Here is a 19,661-nt window from a genome sequence, read left to right on the forward strand (position 1 = left end):
GCGTGAGCTTTCATCGCATTGGCTTCCGAACGACCGGCAATGCCCCTACGGTCGTAAGCCTCAAGCCCGGATCAGGGCAGGAGAATGGTCGTGCCGGTCGTGCGACGCCCTTCCAGATCCTGATGCGCCGTCACCACATCGGAAAGCGCATATTCCTGATTTATAGAAATCTTGACCGCTCCGCTGCCGACGACCTCGAAAAGGGCCGCAGCGGTGCGTTCCAGATCCTCACGCTTGGCGACATAGGTGAACAGCGTGGGACGCGTCGCGAAAAGCGAGCCCTTTTGCGCCAGAAGCCCGAAATTGAAATCCGCGATCGGCCCAGATGACTGCCCAAAGGAGGCCCACAGGCCCAGCGGCTTCAGGCAATCGAGCGAGCCGGGATAGGTGTCGTTGCCGACGGAATCATAGACCACATCGCATTTCTCGCCGCCCGTGATCTCGGCCACGCGCGCCACGAAGTTCTCTTCGCGATAATTGATGACATGGTCGTAGCCATTGGCCTTCGCCAATTCCGCCTTTGCCGCGGACCCGACGGTGCCGATGACCGTTGCGCCCAGGTGTCTTGCCCACTGCCCCGCGATCAGACCGACGCCCCCTGCGGCGGCATGGAACAGAAGCGTCGTACCGGGCCCCACCTTGAAGGTGCGCTGGAGCAGATAACTCGCCGTCATGCCTTTGAGCATCATGCTGGCGGCCGTTCGGGAATCGATGCTGTCGGGAAGCTTCACAAGACGGTCTGCGGGAACAAGGCGCTCCTCCGCATAGGAGCCGAGCGGCCCGACATAGGCGACCCGGTCTCCCGGTGCCACTTCAGTGACCCCCGCCCCTACAGACACGACGATCCCCGCCCCTTCGTGTCCCGGCGTCATCGGCAATCCCGCGGGCGCGGGATAGAGACCTGAGCGGAAATAGGTGTCGATGTAATTCATGCCGATCGCGTCGTGGCGAATGCGGGCCTCGCCCTTGCCGGGATCGGCGATCTCGACATCCTCGAATCGCATCACTTCCGGCCCACCGGTTTCATAAACGCGAATGGCTCGAACCATTTTCTGCTCCCTCTCGTCCCGACCCTACACCTGGAAAGCCGTACCCGGGACCGGGCAGGCGCATCACCCGCCCGTTCTGGCGGTTGCGGGCGGCCTGGTGGGCGCGGCGACGCAGTTTCACCCGTGCCCCGATGTAACCGCGCACAGGTAAAAATCTCAAGTCAGGAAGAGAGATCGGCGCCACAAAAGACGCAAGGGAACTTTCCTGGCCGGCGACGGGGAAGCCAAGAAAGCTTAGTTCCCGCCACGCGCCATCAGGCGATCGGCAAGCTGAAACAGTGCGCCGATGACAAGCAGATAGATGCTTGAAACCGCAAGTCCGACACCCGCGACACCATCCGCGATCATGTCGTTGCGCGCGGCGATGAAGGCGCAGACGAGCCAGGCGATGGCAGCCACCAAGGTCAGGGGTCGAAGGCGGCGAACGCGCACCGGATGCACGAACCGCACCGGAGCGAAGGTGAGCGCGACAAACACGATGACGATTGCCAACGTGTAGTCCTGAAGGCCGGGAAAAGCGAAGATCACGAAGACCAGCATGTTCCACGTGACCGGAAAGCCGCGGAAGCAGTTATCCGGCAGCTTCATGCCCTCATAGGCAAAATAGAGCGCGCCGGAGACCACCACCAGACCGGCGGCGATCAGGTTGAAAGGGGTGTCCAGCAAGCCTGCCGTCGCGATGGCAAAGGCGGGGAGCAACACATAGGTTGCGTAATCGATGACGAAATCAAGCGCGGCTCCGGACCAGGTCGGCAGCCTTTCGGTGACGTGGGCGGCGCGCGCAAGCGGCCCATCGATGCCGTCGACAACCAGTGCAACGCCGAGCCACGCAAACATCAGCGGCCAGTCCCCATCGGCAGCGGCAACCATTGCCAGCAAAGCCCAGAGGGCGCCGGATGCAGTCAGGATATGAACGGCAAAGGCCATCCACGTGGACTTGTTTACTCCGGCGGCGGAATCATCGCTCGGCTGCGTGGCCATTTCACATGCTTTCCGGGATAGTTCGCCCTTTGCCGATTGGCGCTGCCGGCCTACCGGCGGCAAGGACGCGTTCATTTCAGTGTTGTTGGGGCTGTCGCTCTGCTGGTCTCTTTCCCGAATATGCCCATATACGGTCAAAAGCCTGCGAGAACGACGCCGGAACCTGACGGTCAGGATAGACCATCTGCGCTAAACTCACTCTTGGCATTGCTGAGCGCTATAGTCGATCAAAACATGAAGGGTCAAAGCGGTTTTGCGCCACCTTATTGGGAATTTTCGCGGAAAATGCGCATTTGCCCCCATTCTGGCCGACACGAGGGTGCCAACGATGTGCGCCATTTGCGCTTACGAGCCGTGAGTCGGAGATGCCATGGTCCATTCGCAAGTCACGCTTGTGAGACGCCTCCGGCTGGCCTAAGGCTTTTCGAAATTCGCGCGCCTAACCTCGAACCCGACATTGCGAGGTCGCGCCTTCTTTGCTTCGGGTCGGAAAGGACATGACACGATGAGCCAGTCAGCACCTGACACTGTGGACATTGCGGTTGTGGGTTCGGGACCGTCCGGCATGGTCGCTGCGCTGCTGCTGTCCTCTCGCGGGTTCAAGACGACATTGATCGGCCCCAGAGCCAAGGACGACCCGCGCACGACCGCGCTCTTGGAAGTTTCCGTCGGCATTCTCGGCGATATCGGCATCTGGGATCAGATCCGCCCGCAGGCCGCCCCCTTGCGCCGGATGCGGCTTGTGGACGCCACGGGGCGACTTTTCCGTGCGCCAGAGACCCTTTTCAACAGCACGGAGATCAAGCTTGAGGCCTTCGGGTACAATGTCTTGAACAAGGATCTTAATGTCGTTTTGGAAAAGGCTCTTGGTGAGACCTCCGTTGAACGCATCGAAGCGTTCGCGACAGAGATTCGTCCGATGGAAGACTATGTCGAGATCGTCGTGGAGGGGCGAGCAGAGCCCGTTCGCGCGAAACTGCTGGCCGCCAGTGACGGGCGCAACTCTCCGGCCCGGGAGGCGGCGGGCATTTCCGTCAGCCGCTGGAAATATCCACAGACCGCACTCGTCACCAATCTGGCGCATAGCAAGCCGCATGACGACGCCTCCACCGAGTTCCATACCCCTTATGGGCCTTTCACGCTCGTCCCGCTCAAGGGCAACCGATCAAGCCTTGTGTGGGTCGGCGAGCCGGCTGAGATGGACCGTATCCAGGGGCTCGACGATGAGGCATTCGCCCGCGAAGCAGAGCGCATGGCCCATTTCATCCTCGGATCCATGAAGGTCGACGGCCCGCGCCACACCTTTCCGCTCTCCGGCATGAAGGCCAAAACGGTGGGCGCAAACAGGATCGCGTTGATCGGTGAAGCCGCGCATGTCTTTCCGCCAATCGGCGCGCAAGGACTGAACCTTTCACTTCGCGATGTCGCCTCCCTCGGGGAGGCTTGCGAACATGCACGGAACTACGGATCCGATATCGGCTCTTCCGCAATGCTCGACAGCTACGCGAAGGCCCGGCGCGGCGATATCGATACACGCATCTTTGGCGTGGATGCCTTGAACCGGACCTTGCTCACCGACTTCCTGCCCGTACAGGCAGCCCGGTGTTTCGGGCTCTATCTCGCGGGCAAGGTCGGGCCGTTCAGGCGACGCCTCATGCGCGAGGGCGTTGCGCCGGCCTTCCGTCATGCGGGCAACGCGCAATAGGTCGCCTGCCTCCTTGTCCGCCGCCTTATCGCGGCGGAATGGAGTAAGTCGCAGTCGCATGGGCGACGATCTCATCGTCGCCCTCCGAGGTGATCGTGCATTCGGTGACGGCCAGCCGCTTTCCCAGCTTCAGCAAATGACAAGTGGCCAACAGGTCGCCGGGCGCGGGCTTTCGCAGGAAGTTGATATTGAGATTGGTTGTCACGGCAAGCGCGATCGGACCGATATGCGCGAGGATCACCGTGTAGGCGGCGAGATCCGCCAGAGCCATCATGCTGGGACCTGAAACGGTACCTCCGGGACGCAGGTGGCGCGCGCCCGCGCTCAGCCGCACCACCACTTCATTCTCGCCCACATGATCAAGCTTGTAGATCGGCCCGTCGTAATTGATTTCCGGAAACTCGGTGTCGAGAAAGCGCACGACTTCCTCGCGCGTCATCACGGTGCCCATCAATCCCTCCCAAAGACCTCGCATCGTCATTTTCATACATGGGAGACCGTTACGGCAGATTCCGCAAGCCGTGATATCGGCGAGCACGACACAATGCGTTATAAGGGGCGCGATACTCGCGAGGAGACCCTGAATGGCTGAAGCCGATACACACCTTTCCCACGCCCCGCTCCTTTCCGACCTCAAGGACGGAATTCTGCGTCTTACGCTGAACAAGCCCGAGCGCATGAACGCGCTGTCCGAAGAAATGATGGCGGCGCTTTCAACCGCGCTGGGCGATGCTGCCAAGGACCCGGCGGTGCGCGTGGTCGTGATCGATGCGGTGCCGGGCAAGGTTTTCTGTGCGGGTCACGACCTGAAAGAACTCACGGCGCATCGCTCGGATCCGGATCGCGGGCGCGCCTATTTCACCGACATCATGGGCCGTTGCTCGTCGCTGATGCAGCAGATCGTGAATCTCCCCAAGCCAGTGATCGCCGCTGTCGCGGGCGTTGCAACGGCGGCGGGCTGCCAACTGGTCGCCTCCTGCGACCTCGCCATCGCGACCGACCGGGCGACCTTCTGCACACCGGGCGTGAATATCGGGCTGTTCTGCTCCACCCCGATGGTGGCGCTGTCGCGCAATGTCGGGCGCAAGCAAGCCATGGAAATGCTCCTGACGGGCGAGAGCATCGATGCATCGGCTGCACGCGAATTCGGGCTCATCAACCGGATCGTGCCGAGCGAGTATCTCGACACGGTGGTGATGAAATACGCATCGGTCATCGCATCCAAGTCCCCCCTGACGCTGAAGATCGGCAAGGAAGCTTTCTACAAGCAGTCAGAGATGTCGCTGGAGGATGCCTACAGCTACTGCGCCGACGTGATGGTGGAGAACATGCTGGTGCGCGATGCTGAGGAAGGCATTGGGGCGTTTCTTGAAAAGCGCGCGCCGGACTGGGAGGGCCGCTGAACCGCGTTCACGGCTTCGCACCGCCCCTCATCGATAAAGCAGCCCCATCCGCTTCGTAAGGACCGTCTTTTGCCCCACGATCAATATCCAGATTCCCTGATCCGCTCCGTTCTGGAGGACGTCAAGACCATCGCTGTCATCGGTGCCAGCGCAAACCCTGTCCGGCCGAGTTATTTCGTCCAGAAATACATGATCGACAAGGGCTACACCGTTTATCCGGTGAACCCGGGCCAGGCTGGCAAGACGATCCTCGATCGCCCGTGTTTCGCCTCGCTCAGCGAAGTGCCGGAACCCATCGACATGGTGGACATCTTCCGTGCATCCGACGCCGTTCCAGGAATAGTTGACGAAGCCCTGCGTTTAACGCCCCTGCCCGGCGTTATCTGGATGCAACTGGGTGTGGTGCATGAGGAGGCTGCTGCGCGCGCTGAGGCCGCTGGCTTGCAGGTCATCATGAATCGCTGCCCGAAGATCGAATATGGCAGACTTTCCGGAGAGATCGGCTGGACGGGGGTCAACTCCCGCACGATCTCTTCCAAACGTCCGGTCTTGCGCAGCGGTTTTCAGCATCGCGGCTTGCGGCGTTAGAACGGGGCCGCAGATCTCACTTCGCGTCGTTCCAGAGCATGACATGGCGTGACTTCGCGCGCTGCTAGAACGCCATGCTTTGATTTTTGTTCTGCAAGCCCACAATAGTGCCGACGCGATTTTCACGCGATGCGCGCAATGGACGGTAAAAATCTGGCCGCGCATCGCGACACAAGGAAGACTTCAGAGGGAACCAAGCTACATGACCGACAAAACACCCGGTTTTTCGACGCTCTCCATCCACGCCGGAGCGCAGCCGGACCCTGCCACGGGCGCGCGCACCACGCCGATCTACCAGACAACGTCTTACGTCTTTGATGATGCGGATCACGCTGCGTCGCTGTTCGGCCTTCAGGCATTCGGCAATATTTACACCCGGATCACGAACCCGACGACGGCGGTGCTGGAGGAGCGCGTTGCGGCATTGGAAGGCGGCACGGCAGCTCTGGCGGTTGCCTCCGGTCATGCGGCCCAGCTTCTCACCTTCCACGGGCTGATGACGCCGGGTGACGAATTCATCGCCTCTCGCAAGCTCTATGGCGGCTCCATCAACCAATTCAACCATTCCTTCGAGAGCTTCGGCTGGAAGGTGAAGTGGGCGGACACGGACGATCTCTCCACCTTTGAGGCGGCAATTACCCCGCGCACCAAGGCGATTTACATCGAGTCGATTGCGAATCCGGGCGGCATCGTCACGGACATTGCAGCCATTGCCGAGATCGCGAAAAAGGCCCATGTGCCGCTGATCGTCGACAACACGCTGGCCTCTCCCTATCTGTGCCGTCCCATCGATCATGGCGCGGATATCGTCCTGCACTCGCTGACGAAGTTCATGGGCGGCCACGGCAATTCCATGGGCGGCGTCATCGTGGATGCGGGCACTTTCGACTGGTCTGCAGACGATCGCTACCCATTCCTGTCCAAGCCGCGCCCTGAGTATCAGAACATGGTGCTGCACGAGACCTTCGGCAATTTCGCCTTCGCCATTGCCATGCGCACCCTGTCGCTGCGCGATCTCGGGCCCGCCATCTCGCCGTTCAACGCCTTCATGCTGCTGACGGGCATCGAAACCCTGCCACTGCGCATGCAGCGCCATTGCGACAATGCGCTGGCGGTTGCGCGCTGGCTGGAGCAGCATCCGGCGGTGAGCTGGGTTTCCTATGCCGGGCTTGAAAGCAGCCCCAGTCATGAGCTGATGAAGAAGTATTCTCCGCGCGGCGGCGGAGCGGTCCTGACCTTCGGCATCAAGGGCGGCTATGACGCGGGCGTCGCCTTTGTCTCCAATCTCCAGCTCTTCTCACATCTGGCGAATATCGGTGACACGCGCTCGCTGGTCATTCATCCGGCCTCCACCACCCACCGGCAGTTGACCGACGAGCAGAAGGTCGCCGCTGGAGCGGGGCCGGACGTCGTTCGGCTTTCCATTGGCCTGGAAGATATCGAGGATATCATCGGCGATCTGGATCAGGCGCTTTCCGCCTGACGATCTGCCACTTGATATGAAAGGACCGGCGCGCGCCCGCTGGCGCTGCGCCGGTCCAGGATGTCTGTATCCCCCGATATCCAGACATCCTCAAGGCCCGCACAGGGCCAAGCCGTCGTCTCAGGCGGCCCGAATTCGATCGAAGAACACCCCGATTTCCTTGCGCAGGGTATCCACTTCACCGCCGATGGTCCCCACGGCGGAGCCGACCCGTTCACTCACCTCCATCGTATCGCCCGCCACGCTGCGCAGCTCCGACAGGTTGCGTGCAACCCCGTCTGTCGCCATCGCCGTCATCTGCATGCTGTTGGATATGTCACTGACGGCCGACATGTTGCCTGCAATGGATGCACTGATCTCGGCAGAGATATCCGTTATCTCGCTGGTGGAATTCACGATTCCCTCGATCTCCTCGACCGTGCGGGCGGTTGCCTTTTGGATGGCGTCAATCTGACCGGCGATCTCGTCAGTCGCGTTTGCGGTCTGCTCGGCCAGTTTCTTGACCTCCACCGCGACAACCGCAAATCCTCGCCCCGCCTCCCCCGCGCGCGCTGCTTCGATCGTCGCGTTGAGTGCGAGAAGGCTTGTTTGAGCGGCGATATCATTGATAAGCGACAGGACAGAGCCTATCCGGTCCGCGGCTTGTGCCAGTTCGCCAACCGTCGAACTTGTGGCGGTTGCGCGCGAATGGCTTTCGCCAGCCAGATCCGTGGCCTTGCCCGACTGATCCTGGATGGCTGCGATCGCTTTGGTCACAGAATCGGACGCCCGCGCACTTGCATTCACCCCTTGGCTCGCTTGTTCCAGGTCCGCGCCGACCGTATCCGCCATGGCCTTGGTTTCGCCCGACACCGCATCGAGACTGGTCGCGATCTCGTGCATTGTCTGCATGACGGAACCGATACGCGAAAGCGAGATGTCCGTGACGCCTTCCAGAGCGAGAATGGCTTCTTCCCGACGGGCGAGCCGGTTCTGGCGCGCTTCGTAATTCAGTTTTTCGTAGACCGTCAGCGACAATTCCTGGTCCAGCATGACGGCCCGCACGACAGCCTCATTGGCGGCTATGAGCCGGGCGCTGCGGAAACGGGAGAAGGAAGAAATCACCGTGACGAGTTCGGTCAAGACGCGTTGATAGCCCGCGATATACCAGCGCGGTTCCATGCCGATCTTGAAATGCGCGGTGCCCACACGCTTGATGCTGGCAAGGTGTTCGGGACCGAAACCGTTCAAAAACAGAAGTTTCCAGTGTTCCATCTGGGCTGACTTCAGCCCCTTCACGCTCACCTTGATCAAGGATCGCGTCTCTTCGAACCTTGCAAGGTGCGCATAGAAGCGATCAAGGATTTCGGGTAACCGGGGTTCCAGAACCGGCCAGAGGTTCCGCAGAGCCGTTCGGTCCTTTTCCCCGAAAGATGCAAAATCCAGTCGGACTTTGAGGTCTCTTGCTCCGGATTCGCTGTTCAAGTCCAGCATGCTCTCCCCACCTCCCAGCGGTACAGATTTTTCAGATTGTTTCTTGTACGTACTAGTAATTAAACATCTTGTTAAAATTAGGTATCGGCAGACACAATCTCTCCGACAGCGCGCAGGTGAGCGCTACGGCATGCCGTTGAGGACGGGATCAGTTGGCCGTTACGGGACGCGGCGGAAAAAAGCTCGCGGCGTGGATCACCAGCGCCATCAGCATCATCACCGCAAAGGCCTGATGCGTGAGCGCCAGTGAAAACGGCACAACGAGCAGCAGGGTCGCGATGCCGAGCCCAGCCTGAACCAGAACCGCGCCAACGGAATGCGCGGCGCCCCTGACTAGACGAGAGGGCGCGCCGGTTGCCCGCAGGCGCCACCAGTGCCAAAGCGCAAAAGCCAGAAGGAAATAGGCCCCGCAACGGTGCTGGAACTGCACGGTTGTGACGTTGTCGACGAAGTTCCACCATGCCGGCTCAAGCATGAGCAGGCCGGACGGGATGAAATCGCCATCCATAAGGGGCCATGTATTGTAGGTGAGCCCGGCATGAAGGCCCGCAACAAGCCCGCCGAGGAAAATCTGCGCAAGTGCCAGCGCGACAAGCGTGAGCGCGCGCCCTCGCCCCTCTGCGGGCCGGATGAGATCGGCCCCAGCCCCCCTCGCGGGTTTCAACCGCTGTGCCAGCCACAAAGCGTACGCGAGAATCCCGCAGGCGATCGTCAGGTGAACCGCGAGGCGCTCTTGCGCCACGTCGACCCGGTTAACGAGGCCAGAGGCCACCATCCACCAGCCAACGGCGCCCTGAAACCCGCCCATCAGGAACAGGGCGACAACGCGTGGTTTGGTCCAGCTGTCCAGCCTGCCCGATACCCAGAAAAACACCAGCGGAACGAAGAAGGCCACGCCGACGAAGCGCCCCAGAAAGCGGTGCGCCCACTCCCACCAGAAGATACGCTTGAAGGCATCCAGGCTCATGCCCTTGTTGACCTTCTGGTATTCCGATGACTGCTGGTATTTGCTGAACTCGTCCTGCCAGTCAGCGTCGCTGAGAGGAGGGACCACGCCGTGGATAGGCTTCCATTCGGTGATCGAAAGCCCGGAATCGGTAAGCCGCGTCGCCCCGCCGAGCATCACCATGGCGAAGACCAGCGCAACGATGAAATAAAGCCAGATCCGCACCCATTTGCGTCCGTTTCTGGCAGATACGTCCGATGCGCCCACGCTCAAGATGGTCTCAGCACTCATCGATCCGGCTTGTCCTCTCCCGCGAAGCCCCGCTCCCGACGGGACTGTCATCCTCAGCGAGGGAAGTAGCGCGATCGGTGTCCGGGGGCAAGGCAAGTTGACGTTGGGGCTCGACTTTTCGCCCGCAAGCCGGTTAGTACATCCCGCAGGGACCTGTCCCTGCCAGCCAATTATCCTGGGAAGCCTCGATGCCGCCGCTAAAACGCCTGTTCGGAACCGTTGTTCTGGTCGTATTCGTGCTTGTCTACGCGTTCTTTGCAGCCGTCATTGGCGACATGACGCTGCAAGATGCCAACCACTGGATCCGCATCGCTTATTTCCTTGTTGCGGGCGTCTTGTGGACGATCCCTGCCGGTGCGCTCATCTGGTGGATGTATCGAAGCTGACCTGCCTCAACAGGCTTCACATGCCTGGCAGGATGTTGTTGGTGATTGCATAGAGGAATGCCGTCACCGTCACGACAGAGGCAAGCGTGCCGAGAAGCACGATTGCCGAGGCGCGCTGGACATAGGTCTGGTACGCCGTCGCCATGACGAAGACATTCGCCGCAGGCGGCAGACACGCCATGAGCACCGCCGTCGCGACCCAGAGCGGCGAGAAGCCCCCAATCCAGTTCAGCAAAAACAGCACCAAAAGCGGATGCACGATCAGCTTGATGAAAAGCAGGATCGGCAACTCGCCGGGGATGCGCCCCATTGGACGAATTGCGACGGTCACACCCAGCGCAAAAAGCGCGCAGGGCGCGGCTGCGGACCTCAGGAACGTCAAAAGCGTATCGAGTGCGGCGGGTGCCTTGAACCCGATGGCCGCGGCCCCCACCCCCAAGATGGTGGAGACAATGAAAGGGTGCGTCAGGATCTGCCGCGCGACGCCGAAAGCGGCCTTGCGAAACCCTACTTTCTCGTTCCCCCCCAAGGCCATCATCATCGGCAACAGGGTGAAGAGCAGGATGTTGTCGAAACAGAAAATGAGTGCGGTTGGCACCGCTGCCGCCGCACCGAGCGTGGCGAGCGTGATGCCCGGCCCCATATATCCGATATTGGAATAGGCCCCGGCCATGCCCTGGATGGTCGCCTCTGCGATGCGGCCCGTCTTCAGGATGCCGAAACAAAAGGCGAGCGCGAAGACGCAATAGGTGGAAAAGGTGGTCGTCGCAACGAAGGCGAGATTTGCCAGTTCTTCGATCGGCGTCTTGGCCAGCAGCTGGAAAAACAGCGCCGGCAGGGCAAGATAGAGAATGAAGAAGTTCATCCAATCGAGCCCCTCCGCGGGAATCGACCGAATCTTGCCCGAGACATAACCGAGAAAGATAAGCCCGAAGAACGGCAGGGCGAGAGAAATGACTTCCTGCATGCGTACAACTTTTCCGGTAGATTTGGGACGTTTTCGTCCCTTGCAAGAACGCCGGTTGCCTCACCGGGCGGGGTTGGGTAATCCAATTTTTGCCTAACGGGTTCGTGCCGTAAGGTCAATTGTTCAAGAGGCCTGCAAGAGAACAGGCCGGATTCCGAGTGACATGTCGAACCAGAACCTCTCCGCTTTCATGAAACTGCGCTACGCCTGCGAATATGCGGTATTGCGAGCGGTCGCGGGCGTCATGCGGGCATTGCCACTGGAGCTCGCCTCCCGCTTCATGGGCGCGACATGGCGGTTGATCGCCCCGTTGACGAAACGCCATGCGCATGCGCTGGAGAACCTTGCACTCGCCTTTCCCGACATGCCTCCGGAGGAGCGCGAGCGCATCGCGCGCGCCATGTGGGCAAACCTTGGCCGTGTAGCGGCGGAATCCTTCCAGCTCGACCGGCTTTATCGCGACCGGCACCGCTACACGCTCGACGTGGAAGATGCGCGCAATTGCGCGTCCCAAAACAGCGGTGCCTGCGTTCTGGTCTCACTTCATACGGGCAACTGGGAGCTGGTCGCACAACCCGCCGCGGATGTGGGACTTGAGACGGCGGCTGTCTATCAGGCGCTCAAGAACCCCTTTGCCGACCGCTACCTCGCCGGCTTGCGCCACCTCTTCTATCCGGCAGGCCTTTATCCCAAGAGCCACAGCACCGCGCGCAAGCTCGTCCAGCATGTGCGCGACGGCGGCGCGATCGCCTTTCTCGCGGATCAACGTGACGTGCGCGGGGTCCAAGTGCCTTTCTTTGGGCAACCGGCATGGGCGACCCCCTTCCCCGTCATGGTTGCGCGGACCTATGGAGTACCGCTGCTCGTGTGTCGCACCATCAGACGCGAGGGGGTGAATTTCCACATCGAAGCCAAGACCCTCGACATTCCGCGCGACGGTGACAGGCATTCCGACATTCAGGAAGGCACCGCCCGCGTTCACGCACAGTTCGAACGCTGGATCCGGGAATATCCTGAACAATGGATGTGGATCCATCGCAAGTGGGCCGACAAGAAGTCCAAGCGAAAGAAAAAGCTCAACGTGACGTCACGCACGCCATAAGTGCGAGCCGCGCTGTTACGCCTGCCCCCACCTCATGGCCGTCGCGCCACCTCTCCTTTCGAGGCATTTGTGCTCTGCACAAAAGGCGCTATACCATTTGGCCAATGATCAAGTCCTTTGGGGGGAACACTCATGAAAACACCGCGCGCCTTCTATCAGCCACTGGCCATCGGCGCCCCCGCTCCCTATCGCGAGCTTCCCGTCACGCTGGAGCGCATGATCCATTTCGTGCCGCCGCATGTGGAGAAGATGCGCGCCAAGGTGCCGGACCTCATTTCCAAGGTCGATGTGATCCTGGGAAATCTGGAAGATGCGATCCCTGCCGACGCAAAGATCGACGCCCGCAAGGGCTTCATAGCCATGGCGCAGGAGAATGATTTCGGTTCCACCGGGTTGTGGACGCGCGTCAATTGCCTCAACAGCCCGTGGTTCCTCGATGATCTCCTGGAGATCGTTCCCGCCGTTGGTGACAAGCTTGACGTCCTGATGCTGCCCAAGGTCGAAGGCCCATGGGACATTCATTATGTCGACCAGCTTCTGGCACAGCTCGAAGCGCGCAACGGGCTGACGAAGCCGATCCTGATCCATGCGATCCTTGAGACGGCGGAGGGCGTGAAGAACGTGGAGGCGATCGCCACCGCGTCACCGCGCATGCACGGCATGAGCCTTGGCCCGGCCGATCTCGCCGCCTCACGCGGCATGAAAACAACCCGCGTCGGAGGGGGCCACCCCGACTACGCGGTGCTTGCGGACGGTCAGGGGGATCAGCCGCGCACCGCCTTTCAGCAGGATCTTTGGCACTACACGGTGGCAAAGATGGTCGATGCCTGCATGGCCGCCGATATTCGCGCCTTTTACGGCCCCTTTGGCGATTTCTCCGATGCCGCGGCTTGTGAGGCCCAGTTTCGCAACGCCTTCCTTATGGGCTGCGTCGGCGCCTGGTCGCTTCACCCCTCGCAGATCGACATCGCCAAACGGGTTTTCTCACCCGATCCCGACGAGGTCGCCTTTGCCAAGAAGATCCTCGATGCCATGCCCGATGGAACGGGCGCGGTGATGATCGACGGCAAGATGCAGGATGACGCCACCTGGAAACAGGCTTCGGTAATTGTCGATCTGGCGCGCCGTGTGGCTGAAAAAGATGCCGCCATGGCCGAACTTTATGGCCTTTAAGGCGTTCAATTAAAGGTCAGCCCGCCAACCGGGCGGGTTGACTCCCATCAACGCGCGTGGCTTTAAGGGCCCCGTAGCGGACTGGATTATCCGGGGTGGCGGATGCTTGCGAAGTTGAGCGTCCGGGCGCCCTTTGACGCATGGAGAAACGGAATTGATTGAGAAGATCCGATCGGCCAAATACAGGATCGGCCAGGTCGTTCGCCACCGGGTATACCCGTTTCGGGGCGTGGTCTTCGATGTCGATCCCATTTTCGACAATTCCGACGACTGGTACGAGGCAATCCCGGAGGACATCCGCCCGAACAAGGATCAGCCCTTTTACCACCTTCTCGCGGAAAACGACGAGAACGAGTACATCGCCTATGTTTCGGAACAGAACCTCGTTTCGGACGATACAGGCGAACCGATCCGGCATCCTCAGCTTCTTGAGCTGTTCGAACAACTCGAAGACGGCACCTATCACGCCCGCGATGTCGAGATCCATTAGGCGTTCACGCGATCAGAATTGAAAAAGGCGGCCCTGGGGCCGCCTTTTTCATATCCACATGGCGCCTGCTACTGATCTCAATCCTTGGGCGGCAGTGCTTCCTTCTTCTCCCGGAAGATCAGATAGAGATTGCGGAAATAGATGGTGAGACCCAATGCCTGACCGGCGATGAAAACCGGATCCTGTCTGATCAGTGCATAGACCAGAAGCAAAACGCCGCCGAAAACCGAAAAAAACCAGAAAGCGACCGGCACAATCGACTTGCCCGCCCGCTCGGAGGCAATCCATTGCACCACGAAGCGCATCATGAACATGCCCTGAGCGACCAGCCCGAGGATGACCCAGACATCGAACTGCGCAATGAAGACCTGATGAAACCATTCATACAGGCCCGCAAGCCAACCACTACTCGCCATTGACAGGGATCTCCGAAACGATAGGCAGCGACTTGCGGCGCCGGCGCAACCACCACACGCCGAACAGATCCAGCGCGCCAATCAGCGCACGATCGAAGACGCCGTATTTCGAGGCGCCGTGGCGGCGTTCGCGGTCGACCACATCGACATGACAGATGCCGTATCCCTCACGCATGACAAGGGCCGGCAGAAAGCGGTGCCAGCTGTCGAAATAGGGCAGCCGCAGGAATATCTCACGACGCACGGCCTTGAGCCCGCAACCGGAATCGCGGGTATTGTCCTTCAGGATCGCACCGCGCAGCTTGTTGGCGAAACGCGAGGCATACCGTTTGAAGGTCGTGGCCTTGCGTCCGACGCGCTGACCGGCGCACAGGCCGACCGACGGGCCAGCGGCATTCAGTGCTGAGACCATGGCCGGGATATAGGCCGGATCGTTTTGGCCGTCGCCATCGATGGTCACGACGATGTCACCGCGTGCGTGGAGCATGCCGGTGCGCACCGCGCAGCTCTGGCCGCAGGCGCGTGCATGACGCACCGGACGCAGCCATGGGGAGGCTGCCCGCAGCTCCGCCAGCATTCGGTCGGTGCCATCGGAAGACCCGTCATCAACCGGGATCACCTCAAAATCCGTTCCGTCGAGCGCGGAGCGGATTTCCTCGATGAGACCCGGCAGGTTTCCGATTTCGTCTTTTGCGGGAATAACGACCGAGACGGCAGGCGTACCGGAGACGGTTGCACCTTCAGCCGGCACGGGCGTGTCGTTAGCGGTCATTTGTCATGTTCTCTGTGTCTTGCGCCGGGCTGCCAGTCACTTTTTGACGGCGACCCTTCAAGGAGGCCCAAACGGCACGGCCAAGCGTTGATATGGCCAGACGAAGGGTGCGACCGCTGGCGATCGGGCGCATTCCTTTTCCCGGCACGATGGCGAAACCAAGGCGGCGGACCGCCATGTAACGCGCGGTCCAAAGCGTTATTGCCACACCCAGAAGCGTTCCGGCGATGACGTCGCTGGGGTAATGCGCACCGACCATGATGCGCGAGAAGACCAGCCAGAAGCCGCAAACCGCAATCAACCACAGCCAAGATGGAAAGATGAGGCACAAGGAGGTGGCAAGCGCGGCCACGGTCGTTGAATGGCCGGAAGGAAAACTGGTGTAGCTGATATTGAAGGCCAGAAAGTCGAAACCGAGCGGACCGACCTGCTCAAACAGCTTCGGACGAGGACGGCCAAGCGACCATTTCAGGATCAACGCGATCACGCCACTGGCGGCAACCGTGAAGAAGATGAACGCGCAATAGGTCCAGATCAGTGTCATCGACAAGCGCACGCGGAAGGCGAGTCTTCGCCAATCCATCGCCATGGTGGCCATGATGAAAAGGCCCGAGGTCCACAAGATCCAGTGGGACTTGCCAATATCAGTGATCGCACGGAAAAAATCCGCATAGGCCCGCGGCAGTGAATGGATCCAGGGGTAGGACGGCGTGTCGAACGCAATCACCGCGATGCCGACAGTCAGAAGAAGGATTGCGGCAAGGTCCTGCGGGCGATGCCCGACCGGCTGGGGGCCAACCGCACGCCCGGCGCGTTCGTTCCGGCGTGCCAGGTTCTGGCGCAACGCGCAGACATTTGCACCCACACGCGCGCGCGCCGCGTCAAAGCGTTCGCGCGGCGTTTTCGCGGTTGCTTTGTTCTCCGACTGGGCGTCGGAGCCCTCCTTTGCGTTCAGGCTCACATGTCCGTCCGTTTGTAGACTGCGATATTCAGCTCGTCGCCGCCATTGATGTTCACACCCTCTACCCGAGACGACAGGGTCAGCGCCACCCCTTCTTCTCTCGCCCGGTCGAGGAAATCGCTTTCATAACGGCTTTCCACCGTCGCGACGCGGCATCCGCCTTCCGCCAACCACGATGCGGCTCCATCTGCGCGGCCAAGTATGGTGTCCGTGCGGGTCAGGAAGATGAAGCTCGGCTCATTGAAGCCGACGCTGTAGATCTGCGGATCGGCGCATTCGACGGCCTGACTTGCGGCCTGGGCCAGACGCGGGCTGATCCAGATCGGTTTCAATGCCTCCATGGCGAAGCCCCACGCACCGCCATAAAGAAGCAGCGTGGTGAGGATCACACGCGGGATCGCCTCCACCATTGGCCGCGTCAACATGCAACGTGCGCCATAGATGGCGGCAATGGCGGAGAAGACGATCAGCATGGCGCCCGGCGGCGACGGAATGTCATGCAACAAGACCGGCCCGACAAGGGACGCGCCTGCGAGACCCAGCGGCACGACAGCGAAGAGAACGACCGACACCCAGCGCAGCCAGCGGCGCGGCAGGGTTTCAGACGTCGCCGCGAGACCGAACGCGGTGAGAATGGCCAGCCCGGGCAATAGCGGCATGGTGTAGTGGGGCAGCTTGGTCGCCACCACCTCAAAGACGATCCAGTTCGGGATCACCCAGGCCGCGCAGAACTTTACCAGAGCGGATTTGCGGTAGCGAAGGATCGCTGCCAGGCCCGCGATCAGGAAGGCGGGCATCGGCCAGAACGTTCCGAACATCGCCGCCAGATGGGTCAGCGGCGGCGCACCATGGCTCTCCTGCCCCTGCCCCAGCTTGGCGAAGAGATCCTTGCCGAGCGCCTCCTGGAAGAACGCACCCTTGGTCGCGATCCCGATGGAGATGAACCACGGCGCGACGAGAACAATCAGGATCCCGAGGCCCCATAACAGGCGCAGAGAGCCGATCCAGCGCCAACGCCAGGTCATGAGCGACAGCGCGAGCACGGTCAGGCCGCTGATCATGGGCGCAACCGGCCCCTTGATCAGCACCCCGAGGCCCATTGCGATCCAGAATGCGAGGACCAATGCGAGCGGTTGTCTTGCGCGCTCGTTCAGCCACATGCGCGCCAGCGCACCTTGGGAAACCAGGATCATCGCCAGCAACATGGCGTCGGTCTTCGCAAGACGCGCCTCGACGCCAACCACGATCGCCAGAGCCACGAAAATTCCAGCAAGCAACGCCTGTGGCGGCCCGGTGAAAGCCCGTGCGACCCAGAATGTCAGCAGAACCGAGAGAACTGCACCGATAATGGAGGGCAACCGGTAGACCCAGATCGGCGCGTCGGCGTCGTAGCCGGTGGCCTTGGCGGCAGCGGCCTGAAGCCAATAGATCCCGATCGGCTTCTTGTAGCGCGGCTCAACCTGAAACCGGATATCGACGAAGTCGTTGCTCTCCAGCATCTGCTTGGAGGCCTGGGCAAAGCGCGGTTCATCACGATCGAGCGGCGGTACCGTCCAGAAACCAGGCACGAACACGGCAAGAGCAAGAAGGAGAAGCAGAATCTGGGCAAGGCCGGAATGACCGCAGACACGCAACCAGCGAGGCTGCGTGGTGTTGGGCAACGGCGGAAGCGCAGAGGCCGCATCATCGTTGGCCGCGCGTTCCTCGTCGCTCTCAGATTCCTCGCCCTCAGGTTCCTCGCCTCGGGGCTCGTCGTCAGCCTCAAACGTGGTCTGCGGGGCCTCCGGCGCCTCGCCATGCGCTTCCGGCTCGCTCGCCTGCGGACCGCTATCGTCAGCGGCAGCTGTCGCCTCGGGCCTGTCCGCCGGTGTTTCGGCGTCCGTCTTCGACGTCTCGTGCGGGCTCACAACGCTGGCGACTTCCGCCGCACCGTCGTCAGATTTGCTATCCGCATCCGGGCTATTTATCGGCTCTGCGATCACCGTCTCGCTGACGATCGGTTCTGACATTGGCTCAGCCCCTGGCTGGCCAGTCGCTTCACCGTCAGCGTCCACACTGGGCTTTGAAGCCGTCTTTCCGGTCCCGGCGGATTTCTTCTCCCTCGAAGTCCTCTTCCTGCCTTCGGACTTCTGCTTGCCCGCTTTTTCTGCAGTAGCCGGTTTCGAAACCTCGCCAGCGGGATGATCGGTTTCGGTTTCAACCGGGTTTTCAAGCGTCGCCATATTCCGTGCTGCGGCATCGGCATCTGCCGTTTCCGAGACGGACGCTTCCTTGGTCGTATTGTTCTTGTCTGGTTCGCTCAAAACCCGGCTCCGGATGCAGTGGCGACCGTCTTTGACGGGGGATTGCGCAAGTCCTACAGGATGATGGACGAAAGGTCGATTCCGAGCTTCATTGTGCCGCAGGGTGATGTTTCATGTCATGCACCGATCACATGACGCACCGGGGGTGAAAGACCCAAATGGGCCCGCGCGGCCGATCTCAAGCCTGCTCTCCCGATCGAGCGTAACCGAAGCATCAAATCCAGAGAGAAACCCTATGACCCTCATCGCCCAGATCACCGACCTTCACCTGAAACCGCGCGGGCTCGCCTGTTACCGTGTCAGCGAAACCAACAAACTCGCCGAGCGGGCGGTTGAAGCCCTCAATGCGATGGACCCGCGCCCCGACGCGGTGGTCGTAACCGGCGACATCGCAGACCAGGGAGATCCGCGCGAATATGTTGTCGCAAGGGAAATCCTCGCCGGCCTTCAGATGCCGCTTTTTCTGCTCTCTGGAAATCACGACGATTCTGAGTTGCTGAAGGCTGCGTTTCCGGATGCCCCCGGCTTTGATCAGGGGCCTAAGGATCGGACCCGCTATGTGGCACAGATCGGAGACCTGCGTCTCATTGCGCTCGATTCCTCCGTTCCAGGCGCGGGCCATGGCACTCTCGGCGAAGACCAATGCGCATGGCTGGATGAGGCATTGGCCGCAGCGCCGGACGTGCCGACAATTATCGCGCTTCACCATCCCCCCATCCGGATGGGCATCCATCACATGGATGCGATCAATCTGCATGACGGGGACCGATTTGCTGAAATCATGGAGCGTCACCAGCAGGTGGAGCGGATTATCTGCGGTCACGATCACCGGGGTATCGTCGGGACATGTGGGGGCAAGGTTGTGGCTATTGCGCCGAGCGTGGGCCATCAGGTGGTACTGGCTCTGAAAGAAGGCGCACCCGCCCAGTTCAACTTCGAACCGGCCGCCTACTACCTTCACCACTGGACACCTGAAAGCGGGCTCATCACGCACACCGCCTATGTGGAAAAGGCGGATGGCCCCTACCCGTTCTGGGCGGGCGAAGGTGTCAGCTGGCCCGGATACTGATCAAGGCGGCGCGAGCATCGTCACCGACCGCGGCCCTGCGAAAAGGAAACGGCCGCTCCAGGGAAGCGGCCGATTGCGTTTTACGGTTCTGTTGCCGGCACTC

Annotated in this window: 19 protein-coding genes; 9 read left to right on the plus strand and 10 right to left on the minus strand. The window is 60.9% G+C overall.

Translation table 11 applies throughout. The annotated features are described in order from the left end of the window. Positions 1-71: 71 nt before the first annotated feature. Entirely contained in the window at positions 72-1,049 is a 978-nt protein-coding gene (locus ABGM93_RS05125) for a quinone oxidoreductase (protein ID WP_321504005.1), read from the minus strand. A 234-nt stretch (positions 1,050-1,283) separates the two neighbouring features. Next, entirely contained in the window at positions 1,284-2,030 is a 747-nt protein-coding gene (locus ABGM93_RS05130) for a phosphatidylcholine synthase (RefSeq protein WP_321504006.1), read from the minus strand. 505 nt (positions 2,031-2,535) lie between these two features. Here ABGM93_RS05130 and ABGM93_RS05135 point away from each other — a divergent pair. Continuing rightward, positions 2,536-3,735: a UbiH/UbiF family hydroxylase gene (locus tag ABGM93_RS05135; protein ID WP_321504007.1), complete on the plus strand. Its 1,200-nt coding sequence runs from the start codon at positions 2,536-2,538 to the stop codon at positions 3,733-3,735. Positions 3,736-3,760: 25 nt separating this feature from the next. On the opposite strand, the gene ABGM93_RS05140 is transcribed toward ABGM93_RS05135, so the two are convergent. Beyond that, on the minus strand, positions 3,761-4,186 hold the full coding sequence (locus ABGM93_RS05140) for a PaaI family thioesterase (protein ID WP_321505756.1): 426 nt from the start codon (positions 4,184-4,186) through the stop codon (positions 3,761-3,763). Between the two features lie 133 nt (positions 4,187-4,319). Here ABGM93_RS05140 and ABGM93_RS05145 point away from each other — a divergent pair, with 133 nt between their 5' ends. The 3 genes from ABGM93_RS05145 (at position 4,320) to ABGM93_RS05155 (ending at position 7,209) form a co-directional block, all read left to right on the plus strand. Further along, positions 4,320-5,138 (plus strand): enoyl-CoA hydratase, encoded by an 819-nt coding sequence (locus ABGM93_RS05145; RefSeq protein ID WP_321504008.1) that lies wholly within the window; start codon positions 4,320-4,322, stop codon positions 5,136-5,138. A 69-nt stretch (positions 5,139-5,207) separates the two neighbouring features. Continuing rightward, a complete protein-coding gene (locus ABGM93_RS05150) occupies positions 5,208-5,726 on the plus strand; it encodes a CoA-binding protein (RefSeq protein WP_321504009.1) in 519 nt (172 codons plus the stop codon). Between the two features lie 202 nt (positions 5,727-5,928). Further along, on the plus strand, positions 5,929-7,209 hold the full coding sequence (locus ABGM93_RS05155) for an O-acetylhomoserine aminocarboxypropyltransferase (protein WP_321504010.1): 1,281 nt from the start codon (positions 5,929-5,931) through the stop codon (positions 7,207-7,209). A 120-nt stretch (positions 7,210-7,329) separates the two neighbouring features. On the opposite strand, the gene ABGM93_RS05160 is transcribed toward ABGM93_RS05155, so the two are convergent. After that, complete coding sequence (locus ABGM93_RS05160) at positions 7,330-8,682, minus strand: globin-coupled sensor protein (protein WP_321336763.1); 1,353 nt, start codon at positions 8,680-8,682, stop codon at positions 7,330-7,332. A gap of 148 nt (positions 8,683-8,830) precedes the next feature. Further along, positions 8,831-9,919, minus strand: coding sequence for a COX15/CtaA family protein (locus ABGM93_RS05165; protein ID WP_321504011.1), 1,089 nt, complete (start codon positions 9,917-9,919; stop codon positions 8,831-8,833). A 188-nt stretch (positions 9,920-10,107) separates the two neighbouring features. Here ABGM93_RS05165 and ABGM93_RS05170 point away from each other — a divergent pair, with 188 nt between their 5' ends. Next, the gene (locus ABGM93_RS05170) at positions 10,108-10,305 is read left to right on the plus strand and encodes a DUF2842 domain-containing protein (protein WP_319773852.1); all 198 of its coding nucleotides are present in this window, start codon (positions 10,108-10,110) and stop codon (positions 10,303-10,305) included. 16 nt (positions 10,306-10,321) lie between these two features. Here the strand turns inward: ABGM93_RS05170 and ABGM93_RS05175 are convergent, their stop codons facing one another. Continuing rightward, positions 10,322-11,272: an AEC family transporter gene (locus ABGM93_RS05175; protein ID WP_321504012.1), complete on the minus strand. Its 951-nt coding sequence runs from the start codon at positions 11,270-11,272 to the stop codon at positions 10,322-10,324. Between the two features lie 163 nt (positions 11,273-11,435). Between ABGM93_RS05175 and ABGM93_RS05180 the strand changes: the two genes are divergently transcribed. From ABGM93_RS05180 to hspQ, 3 genes are all read left to right on the plus strand, one after another. Then, positions 11,436-12,374: a lauroyl acyltransferase gene (locus ABGM93_RS05180; RefSeq protein ID WP_321504013.1), complete on the plus strand. Its 939-nt coding sequence runs from the start codon at positions 11,436-11,438 to the stop codon at positions 12,372-12,374. Positions 12,375-12,506: 132 nt separating this feature from the next. Continuing rightward, positions 12,507-13,547 carry a CoA ester lyase gene (locus ABGM93_RS05185; RefSeq protein ID WP_321504014.1) on the plus strand — a complete coding sequence of 347 codons (1,041 nt, stop codon included), beginning with the start codon at positions 12,507-12,509 and terminating at the stop codon, positions 13,545-13,547. Between the two features lie 154 nt (positions 13,548-13,701). Beyond that, positions 13,702-14,037 (plus strand): heat shock protein HspQ, encoded by a 336-nt coding sequence (gene hspQ / locus ABGM93_RS05190; protein WP_321504015.1) that lies wholly within the window; start codon positions 13,702-13,704, stop codon positions 14,035-14,037. Positions 14,038-14,114: 77 nt separating this feature from the next. Here hspQ and ABGM93_RS05195 read toward each other — a convergent pair whose 3' ends face one another. From ABGM93_RS05195 to ABGM93_RS05210, 4 genes are read right to left on the minus strand one after another with little or no spacing between them, the layout of a single operon-like run. Then, positions 14,115-14,453 carry a lipid-A-disaccharide synthase N-terminal domain-containing protein gene (locus ABGM93_RS05195; RefSeq protein ID WP_321504016.1) on the minus strand — a complete coding sequence of 113 codons (339 nt, stop codon included), beginning with the start codon at positions 14,451-14,453 and terminating at the stop codon, positions 14,115-14,117. After that, entirely contained in the window at positions 14,443-15,225 is a 783-nt protein-coding gene (locus tag ABGM93_RS05200; protein WP_321504017.1) for a glycosyltransferase family 2 protein, read from the minus strand. The genes ABGM93_RS05195 and ABGM93_RS05200 overlap by 11 nt, the downstream gene beginning before the upstream one ends. Further along, positions 15,215-16,186, minus strand: coding sequence for a phosphatase PAP2 family protein (locus ABGM93_RS05205; protein WP_321504018.1), 972 nt, complete (start codon positions 16,184-16,186; stop codon positions 15,215-15,217). The genes ABGM93_RS05200 and ABGM93_RS05205 overlap by 11 nt, the downstream gene beginning before the upstream one ends. Continuing rightward, complete coding sequence (locus tag ABGM93_RS05210) at positions 16,183-18,195, minus strand: glycosyltransferase family 39 protein (RefSeq protein WP_321504019.1); 2,013 nt, start codon at positions 18,193-18,195, stop codon at positions 16,183-16,185. The genes ABGM93_RS05205 and ABGM93_RS05210 overlap by 4 nt, the downstream gene beginning before the upstream one ends. Positions 18,196-18,724: 529 nt before the next feature. Here ABGM93_RS05210 and ABGM93_RS05215 point away from each other — a divergent pair. Then, on the plus strand, positions 18,725-19,558 hold the full coding sequence (locus ABGM93_RS05215; RefSeq protein ID WP_321504020.1) for a phosphodiesterase: 834 nt from the start codon (positions 18,725-18,727) through the stop codon (positions 19,556-19,558). The last annotated feature ends 103 nt before the right edge of the window (positions 19,559-19,661 follow it).

The sequence above is a fragment of the Breoghania sp. genome (assembly GCF_963674635.1).
In the GTDB taxonomy this organism is placed as follows: domain Bacteria; phylum Pseudomonadota; class Alphaproteobacteria; order Rhizobiales; family Stappiaceae; genus Breoghania.